This is a genomic window from bacterium, from assembly GCA_026398675.1.
Taxonomy (GTDB): domain Bacteria; phylum RBG-13-66-14; class RBG-13-66-14; order RBG-13-66-14; family RBG-13-66-14; genus RBG-13-66-14.
The window spans coordinates 1-8634 of the sequence record JAPLSK010000145.1; the positions used below are offsets into that span (position 1 = coordinate 1).

The window sequence follows — 8634 nt, forward strand, 5'->3', positions numbered from 1 at the left end:
AGGCGGTGTAGATGGCGGGACCGTCGTCCCAGGTTCTGAAGGATGTATCACCGTTCTGGAAACCGTTGAGCTCCCAGAAATGGGTGGCCACCGGGTTGCCCTTGTCGTCAACCTCGGTGAAGTGGACGTCGTAGCGCGGGCTGCAGAAGAGCCGCTCGCTGGGGGTGGCGGTGAACTCGATGTGGGAGGTGAGGCCGGGGACCATTGCCAGCTGGAGCGCTCCCCCGCGTAATGTGTCGAAGCTCGGGCCGAGGCGGTCCGAGGCGTCCGCGGCGTTGATCCGGACCAGGAACTGCAGGTTCGATCCCATGTCGCGGCGGACGTAGGGGACGAAGGCCACTTCGCTGTACTGGGAGGCGTCGTTGACGCGGATGATCCCCTTGTCGCCGAAGATGTTCATCGTGGTTGAGAGTTCGCCCGTGGTCTGTTTGGGGTGCTGCTTGGCGTCGTTCTGCATCAGGATGTATGCCCCGCCCCAGTACTTGGAGTCCTCTTCGTTGTCGGGGTAGCCCTTGAAGGCGTAAACCATGTCCTGGGGGATGGGACCGAGCTGGACGACGTGCATGTAAACCGCGCCGAGGCCGTCGGGGCAGCCCCTGATGTTGACGTCCTCGTTGGTCATATCGACCTCTACCCCGGAGACGACCTGCGCCCCGGTGAACTCGCGGGTGCCGTCGGGCTCCAGGTCGTTCACCTGGGGATACGCGACGGCGCTCGGCTCCGCCGGGAAGATGTATTCGCCGAAGGTTTGTCCGCCCGTGTTGAGGTCGTCAATGTAGAAGAAACCGTTGTTGTTGTCCGAGTTGCCGCTGCGGGCCGCGCTACGTATGCCGGTGAACCAGTTCCACTCGACGAAATTGCCGAAGGCGTAGGCCAGGGCGCCCATGTCGTCCTCGAACTCCATGTCGGGGTAGGCGTTGCGGAAGAGCTGGTCGTAGGCGTCGTTGAAGTCGTACTCGGTCCCCTCGGCGGTGCGCTGCTCGTAGTTCTCCCAGATCATGGTGATGGCGTTCTTCTGGTTCTCCTGGGTCTCCATGTAGGTGAGCAGCGCCGGGTCCTCGTAGAACAGGGACTCGATGTAGTGGTTCCAGATGGTGCCGTTGTACCAGCTCAGGAGCTTCTGGCGGGTGAGACCGACGTTGGGGACCGCCATGAAGGCGCCGAGGCGTTCACTCTGGTAGTCGTTGGCCAGGGGGTAGGCCCTCTCCTCGCTCCACACCGAGGTCTTTTCCTTGTGGTGGGAGGGGCTGTCCACGTCAATGCCGCCCTGGACGCCGTGGTGCAGCTCGTGGGCGGCGGTGGTCTTCTCCGCGTCCGAAAGCGAGTCGGGGTTAGCGTTGTTGTGGAAGGCCATGTGGAAGCTGGCGTCATCCTCGGGGGTCGCCTCGTAGTAGTAGTCGTACTGGCAGTAGGCCGAGACGCCCGGGAGCCCGTCCTCGCCCATGCTGCGGAAATAGGCGTCGAAGCGCTCCCAGTCCGCCTGGGTGTCGCCCTCACAGTAGCCGTAGTCGGCGCCCGCGGGATACCAGGTGCCGTCCTTGACCGGGTAGTCGAAGCCCAACCAAGCCTCGTCGGTGAAGAGCTTGAGGGAGGTCTCGAGACCCTCGCCCACGATCTCGACGATGTCGGGCACGCCGTTGGGGGGGTCTTCATCCTGGGGATACCACAGGGCGTGGGGTCCCACGCCGGCCCACCACATGCGGAAGTTACCCTCGGGGGTTTCGTAGTGGTGGATGTCGGGGGCGGGGATGTCGTAGCCGCGGATGGCGCCGGGAGTGCCCTCCTGGGTGGGCCGTCCGAGGTACAACTGAGCGTCGGCCAGGTCGCTCTCGTCAAAGAGCCCCTTGAGGACGCACATGTTGGCGTCGTAGATCAACATGGTACCGCAGACGCCGGCCAGGCTGTCCGAGCCCCGGTAGGCGTCGGGGATGCGGTCGGCGTCGCCGAAGGCGAGGTAGAGCTTGTAGAGGGCGTAGTCGGTGTAGGTGAGCTCGCCCCGCTCGTAGGCCGACCCGATCAGCTCGATGGTGGTCGGCGGGCTTGCCGTGTTGGCGAAAGCTCCAGCCGCCAGCACCAAGGCGATCAGAATGGCAAGGCCTTTGGTTCGCATTGAAAATCCCCTTTCTTGGAATAGCCGAAACGGGAAACGATGATAAGGAAGCTTACCGGCGGCCCACTTCACCCCGGGCGGTGAAGTCCGGTCACCAGCGGTTGAAAGAGGTAACGCGAAGGGTAGTAAATTCCATCCGGCATTTTACCACTAACGTTCGAGGCGCGTCAAGGCGCTCCCCCCCCCCAGAACGTGGGGTTTCCGGATTCGGGCGGAGGCTCGATATAGTCGGCGTTTCAGGGCGGGGACGCCGCGTTCCGGGCATCCGAGCCCGGGGGTCAAGCGCGCCCGGATTTTAAGGTAAAATAGACTTTTACCGCTTCAATCGGGGGGTGCGATGAGTTTCAGAGGATACGTGAGGCTGGCGCGGCCCTTCACCCTGCTGGCTCCATTCTTCGGCCTCGTCTGTTTCGCCCTGGTCGCCGCGGGCTCCCCCGTGGGCGGCGAGATCGGGCTCACCTGGGGCACGGCCGTAAAAATTCTCTTGGGCGCCCTGGCCGCGGCCACCCTCAACATGGCCTCCAACACGGTGAACCAGATCTTCGACCGGGAGATAGACGCGGTGAACAAGCCGACACGACCCCTGGTGACCGGCGAGGTGAAAATCCCGGGGGCGGTGGCGGCCTGCATCGCATTATATCTCGCGGCGATCGGCCTCTCGCTCCTGGTCAACCCGCGGTTTTTTATCATCGTTTGTATCACCTGCCTCGTGACCTACTCCTACTCGGGCCCCCCCACCAGGACGAAGCGCAACGCCTTCGCGGCCAACTTCACCATGGCGCTGCCCCGGGGAGGGCTTTTAGTCATCGCGGGCTGGAGCGCGGTGAAGCCCATCTGGTTCGCCGAGCCCTGGTTCATCGCCGCCGTTTTTTTCCTCTTCATCCTCGGGGCCTCGACCACCAAGGATTTCGCCGACATGGAGGGGGACGCCCGGTACGGCTGCCGGACCCTGCCCGTCATCTTCGGGGTGCGCCGGGCGGCGTGGATGATCGCACCCTTCTTCGTCGTCCCCTTCGGGTGCGTGTACCTCGGCCTGGCCCTGGGGATCCTCGAGGGCGACGCGACGGCCCTTTCCATCCTGGCCGGAATCCTCGTCCTCTGGGGGGCGTACATCGTGAGGCTCATCCTGCGGGACCCGAACCGCCTGGCCACGGAGAGCAACCACCCGTCGTGGAAGCACATGTACCTTCTCATGATCGTGAGCCAGGTCGGCTTCGCCGTGAGCTACCTGTTGTAAGATTCATGCCGATATGGCACGCCGCGGTGGCGGGACGACTTAATGGCAGGTGAACGCCCGGTGTCGGTTCCGGGATTCCGGGCCGCAGGCGGCCTCGATGCGCCCCACAAACAGTTCAATCACACCGCTCGCGGCGACAATCCCTCGAACCGAGCGCAGCGAGCTATGCCCCCGGCAAATATCCAGGCCCGTCGTCGCGGAGCCGGGATGCAACGCCCGGCGTTGCCGTTCAAGCACCCTTGAATCGATTCAATGTGCCGCTCGCGGCGACAACCCCTCGAACCGAGCGTAGCGAGCTATGCCCCCGGCAAATATCCATACCCGTCGTCGCGAAGCCGGGATGCAACGCCCCGCGTTGCCCCCCGCGAGGGACTGGTACGATAATTGCGCTAAACCACGGGCGAGGTGAGGGCGATGCGCACCGTGCTCCTGGCCGACGACAACCGTGAATGCCTCGATTCCCTGGCGCGGATGCTGAAACGCTGGGGTTGCAGGTTTCTGCCGGCCGTGGACGTCGCCGAGGCGCTGTGGCTTTTGGAAAAAACCCTGGTGGACCTCGCCATTCTGGACCTAGAAATGCCCCTCGGGGGCGGCCTCTCGGTGCTCCAGCGGATCCGCGTCAGCCTGCCCGGCCTCCCGGTGCTGATGCTGACCGGCTCGGCGACCCGGGAGTCGCTCCTGCGCGCGTACGCCGCCGGCGCCTACGGGTTTCTACCCAAGCCGGTGAGCGTGGACCTCTTGCGCCAGATGCTGGCCGAGGTCCTCACCACCCACATGCCGGCCCCGGTTCGGATGGGACCCGTATTCGTGTACGGGCCGGTAAAAGAAGGGACTGATAATGCGTAAAACCGCCTTCACGCTAGTTTTCCTCCTCGGGCTCGTCCTCTGTGCGCAGGCCCTGGATTCCATGGACATCCTGGCCCTTTTAAACGCCGGAGCCCGGGACGAAGTCCTCATTGACGCCATCGTAAAGACCGGCTCCAAGCCCATGTTCAGCGCCCAGGAAGTCACCCTGGTGGAAGATGAGTACAGCGTGGACGCGGAGCTCATGTACCTGTGCCTCCAGGGCGAACCGCTCTCGCGGGACCACGTGATAAACCTCGCCCGCATCGGTTTCGACGATGACTACTTCATCAAGCTCATCTCCTCACCGGGGATCAACTTCAAGGTCGAGACCGACGACTACATGGTCTACAGCAACCTGGGCATGGACGAGGACGTGCAGCGGGCGCTGACGACCGCGAAACCGGTCGGAGTGGTGGAGGTCGTGGAGATACCGGAGAAGGTCAACCTCAACATCGTCATCACCGGCGACGACTACCAGACCGGCGGCGGCAAGACTATCTACTTCTACATCCTGTGCGACGGGAAAGTGGTGCGCGAGATGATGGACGACAACATCGACATCATCATCGGCTCGGCCCGGTACAACAAGTTCATCTTCACCAGCTACACCGACCTGGTGGATTCGGGATCGCACACCATCGCCGTGGCGCTGGTGGCAACGGACCGCGGCAAGCCCTCCCAGAGCGAGATAAACTCCAACATCCTCTTCACGAAACGGATGGAAATCGGGGAGGGGTTCAACCAGCTCAACCTCCAGAGCCGGGTGATTCCGGGGACGGAATCCTACGAGCTCTTCGAGCGTTAGAAAAACACCCCCGCGGACGGATCCACCGCCCCGGGGTCGGCGAACTCCACGAGATACCGGAGGAAACACCCGTGTCCAAAGTAATCGGAATAGACCTGGGAACGACCAACTCCTGCGTGGCGGTGATGGAGGGCGGCGAGCCCACCGTCATCCCCAACGCCGAGGGCGGCCGCACCACCCCCAGCGTCGTCGCCTTCACCAAGGATTCCGAACGCCTGGTGGGGCCGGTCGCCAAGCGCCAGGCCATAACCAACCCCGACAACACCGTCTTCTCGATCAAGCGCTTCATGGGCCGCAAGTTCGAGGAGGTCACCGAGGAGATAAAGACCGTCCCCTTCAAGGTCATCCGGGCCAAGAACGGCGACGCCCAGGTTCAGATAGGCGATCAGACCTACACCCCGCCGGAAATCTCGGCCATGATTCTGCAGAAGATGCGGCAGACCGCCGAGGACTACCTGGGCGAGAAGGTGACCAAGGCCGTCGTCACCGTGCCGGCCTACTTCTCGGACTCCCAGCGCCAGGCCACCAAGGACGCCGGGAAAATCGCCGGCCTCGAGGTCCTGCGCATCGTCAACGAGCCCACGGCGGCCTCCCTGGCCTACGGCCTCGACAAGGGCACCGAGCACAAGACCATCGCCGTCTTCGACCTGGGCGGCGGCACCTTCGACGTCAGCGTCCTCGAGCTCGGCGACGGCGTCTTCGAGGTCAAGTCAACCAACGGCGACACCCACCTGGGCGGCGACGACTTCGACAAGCGGGTCATAGACTGGCTCGCCGACGAATTCAAGAAGGAGCAGGGGATAGACCTGCGCACCGACAAGATGGCGCTCCAGCGCCTCAAGGACGCCGCCGAGAAGGCCAAGTGCGAGCTCTCCACCGTCACCAGCACGCCCATCAACCTGCCATTCGTCACCGCCGACGCCTCGGGGCCCAAGCACCTGAACGTAGAGCTCACCCGGGCCAAGTTCGAGTCCCTGGTGGACGACCTGATCGAGCGCACCGTGGGGCCGTGCAAAAAGGCCATGGCGGACGCCGGCCTCAAGCCCGCCGACATCAACGAGGTAATTCTGGTCGGCGGCTCCACCCGCATCCCCGCCGTGCAGGCCAGGGTCAAGGAACTCTTCGAGCGCGAGCCGCACCGGGGCGTCCACCCCGACGAAGTGGTGGCCATAGGCGCCGCCATCCAGGCCGGCATCCTGGCCGGCGAGGTCACCGACATCCTCCTCTTGGACGTCACCCCGCTCTCACTGGGCATCGAGACCCTGGGCGGCGTGTTCACCCGGCTCATAGAACGCAACACCACCCTCCCGGTGCACAAGAGCCAGATATTCACCACCGCCGAGAACAACCAGACCACCGTGGAGGTCCACGTCCTGCAGGGCGAGCGCGAGATGGCCATGTACAACAAGACCATCGGGCGCTTCCACCTCACCGGCATCCCGTCGGCCATGCGCGGCGTGCCCCAGATCGAGGTCTCCTTCGATATAGACGCCAACGGCATCGTCAAGGTCTCGGCCAAGGACATGGCCACCGCCCAGCAGCAGGAGATAACCATCACCGCCTCCTCGGGGATCACCGACAGCGAGATAGACCAGATGGTCAAGGACGCCGAGAGCCACGCCGACGAGGACAAGAAGAAGCGCGAGGAGGTGGACCTGCGCAACCAGGCCGACTCCGCCGTCTACGGCGCGGAGAAGCTCCTGAAGGATATGGAGGGCAAGATCCCGGCCGACGACAAGGCCAAGGTCGAGGCCGCCATGGGGCGGGTCCGCGAGGCGCTTAAGGCCGACGATATCGCCGAGGTCCGGTCGGCCATGGAGGGGCTCAACGGCGCGTTGAACGAGCTCTCCACCAAGCTCTACCAGCAGGCGGGGTCGCAGCAGGGCCAGCCGGGCGGCGGCGCCGGTCAGGAGCCTGGAGGCCACGACCACGCCAGCGACGGTGCCGAAAGTAAGGACGACGTCGTGGACGCCGACTACGAGGTCCTCGACGACGACGACAAGAAGTAGACGAGGGACCGAGGCGACTGACGTATCCCCACGCCGGAGCGGAACGGCGTCACGTGATGGATTGAGGAGGTTCAATTGACGGCCGATGCCGAGAAGGATGAACAGCGCCGGTATGTCAGGGAGCACTACTCCCGCGTGGCCGAGGCGGGCTCGAGCTGCTGCGGACCGGCGCCCTCCTGCTGCACCCCCTCCGACCGGATGGGGTACGGAGTGGACGAGCTCGACGGTCTGCCCGAGGGAGCCGATATGGGTCTCGGATGCGGCAACCCCACGGCAATCGCCTCGCTCAAGCCCGGCGAGGTAGTACTTGACCTGGGCAGCGGCGGAGGGGTGGACTGCTTCCTGGCGGCCCGGCGGGTCGGAGATACCGGAAGGGTCATCGGTGTTGATATGACCCCCTCCATGGTCTCAAAGGCCCGGAGAAACGCCGGGAAGGCCGGCTACGCAAACGTCGAGTTCCGCCTGGGCGAGATCGAGCACCTGCCGGTCGGCGACGGGTCGGTGGACGTCATCCTGTCCAACTGCGTCGTCAACCTCTCCCCCGAGAAAGACCTGGTTTTCCAGGACGCCTACCGGGTGTTGAAACCGGGTGGTCGTCTGGCCGTTTCGGACATCGTGGCCCTCGAGCCGATCCCGGAAGGGCTTCGCCGGGATATGGCGGCCGTATCCAGTTGCATCGGCGGCGCGGTGAGCGTGGAGGAGATCGAGAGGGCGCTGACCGAGGCCGGTTTCACCGGGATCGAAATCCGGGTGAGCGAGGCGAGCCGGGAGTTCATCAAGGACTGGGCGCCGGGAACGGGGGCCGAGAAGTACATCGCCTCGGCCACTATTCAAGCGGTAAAACCCTCCGGGATATAGCTCCCCGCCGCCGTCCGCTGAACGGGTGCCTGGGTAAGATTTCCCCTCTCCCTCCGGGAGCGGCGCGCCGACGGGGCCGGGGTGAGGGCTTCATCATGTCCCCTCTCCCCTTTGGGGAGAGGGTTAGGGTGAGGGGCGGAAGGTGAGGGCCGTCTAATATAAACGCGTCGGCCCGCGGGCGACCGCGGAGGGTCGCCCCTACGCCATCGCAATCCGCGAGGTACGGGTCCTGGGTGAGGGGTTCCTTTATCGGGGGCGGGTCGGCGGGCCCGCCCTTCAACCGACCTGATTGACGGGCGGAAATAATCTATACTGAGTAAAACTCGACCGGGTCCGAGACCCGAACAAATTCCACGCACCCCAAAGGCGGAGCAATGCAGCACGAGATTCGCGGCGCCCTGATGAAGGCGATTCAGGACACCAAGGGCGCGTTCGCCACCGTTCTCTTCGAGATGACCGGCATCATGGTGGACAAGGTGGACGTCAGCGGCCGCTTCAACGTGGATAACGCCGCCATGTCCTACATCGGCGTACTCCTCGCCGCCCGGAAGGCCTCCCTGGACTCCGGCGGCGACGGCCAAATCACCAACATCATCGTCACCTCGAACATGACCCACGTCGTCTTCGCCCCCCTGTCGGAAAACTACCTGGTCGGGATGGGGGTCTTCATCGGGGGCAACCTGGGCCAGGCGCTCTTGACCATGCGCCGCCTGAAGGATTACCTCGGACCCCTCATCGAGGGACATGGAGCAGATAAGAAAACCTGAGC

The 8634-nt window shown here is 64.2% G+C and carries 7 protein-coding genes; 6 read left to right on the top strand and 1 reads right to left on the bottom strand.

Annotated features, from left to right (window positions below):
* Positions 1-2110, bottom strand: a 2110-nt coding sequence (locus NTW26_03795) for a hypothetical protein (protein MCX7021397.1), incomplete at its 3' end; no start/stop codon positions are given.
* 337 nt (positions 2111-2447) lie between these two features.
* On the opposite strand from NTW26_03795, the gene NTW26_03800 reads away from it, so the two are divergent.
* The 6 genes from NTW26_03800 to NTW26_03825 all read left to right on the top strand — a co-directional run bounded on the left by NTW26_03800 (position 2448) and on the right by NTW26_03825 (position 8632).
* The gene (locus tag NTW26_03800) at positions 2448-3347 is read left to right on the top strand and encodes a UbiA family prenyltransferase (GenBank protein ID MCX7021398.1); all 900 of its coding nucleotides are present in this window, start codon (positions 2448-2450) and stop codon (positions 3345-3347) included.
* Positions 3348-3761: 414 nt separating this feature from the next.
* Positions 3762-4193, top strand: coding sequence for a response regulator (locus NTW26_03805; GenBank protein MCX7021399.1), 432 nt, complete (start codon positions 3762-3764; stop codon positions 4191-4193).
* Positions 4186-4998 (top strand): hypothetical protein, encoded by an 813-nt coding sequence (locus NTW26_03810; protein MCX7021400.1) that lies wholly within the window; start codon positions 4186-4188, stop codon positions 4996-4998. Before NTW26_03805 ends, NTW26_03810 begins: the two co-directional genes overlap by 8 nt.
* A gap of 71 nt (positions 4999-5069) precedes the next feature.
* A complete protein-coding gene (gene dnaK, locus NTW26_03815) occupies positions 5070-7007 on the top strand; it encodes a molecular chaperone DnaK (GenBank protein MCX7021401.1) in 1938 nt (645 codons plus the stop codon).
* A gap of 75 nt (positions 7008-7082) precedes the next feature.
* A complete protein-coding gene (locus NTW26_03820; GenBank protein MCX7021402.1) occupies positions 7083-7865 on the top strand; it encodes an arsenite methyltransferase in 783 nt (260 codons plus the stop codon).
* A 374-nt stretch (positions 7866-8239) separates the two neighbouring features.
* Positions 8240-8632 carry a hypothetical protein gene (locus NTW26_03825; protein MCX7021403.1) on the top strand — a complete coding sequence of 131 codons (393 nt, stop codon included), beginning with the start codon at positions 8240-8242 and terminating at the stop codon, positions 8630-8632.
* The last annotated feature ends 2 nt before the right edge of the window (positions 8633-8634 follow it).

What these genes read in the sequence shown, in the direction of transcription:
- NTW26_03800 (MCX7021398.1), top strand. Translation starts at nt 2,448, where the DNA reads ATGAGTTTCAGAGGATACGTGAGGCTGGCGCGGCCCTTCACCCTGCTG.
- NTW26_03805 (MCX7021399.1), top strand. Translation starts at nt 3,762, where the DNA reads ATGCGCACCGTGCTCCTGGCCGACGACAACCGTGAATGCCTCGATTCC.
- NTW26_03810 (MCX7021400.1), top strand. Translation starts at nt 4,186, where the DNA reads ATGCGTAAAACCGCCTTCACGCTAGTTTTCCTCCTCGGGCTCGTCCTC.
- NTW26_03825 (MCX7021403.1), top strand. Translation starts at nt 8,240, where the DNA reads ATGCAGCACGAGATTCGCGGCGCCCTGATGAAGGCGATTCAGGACACC.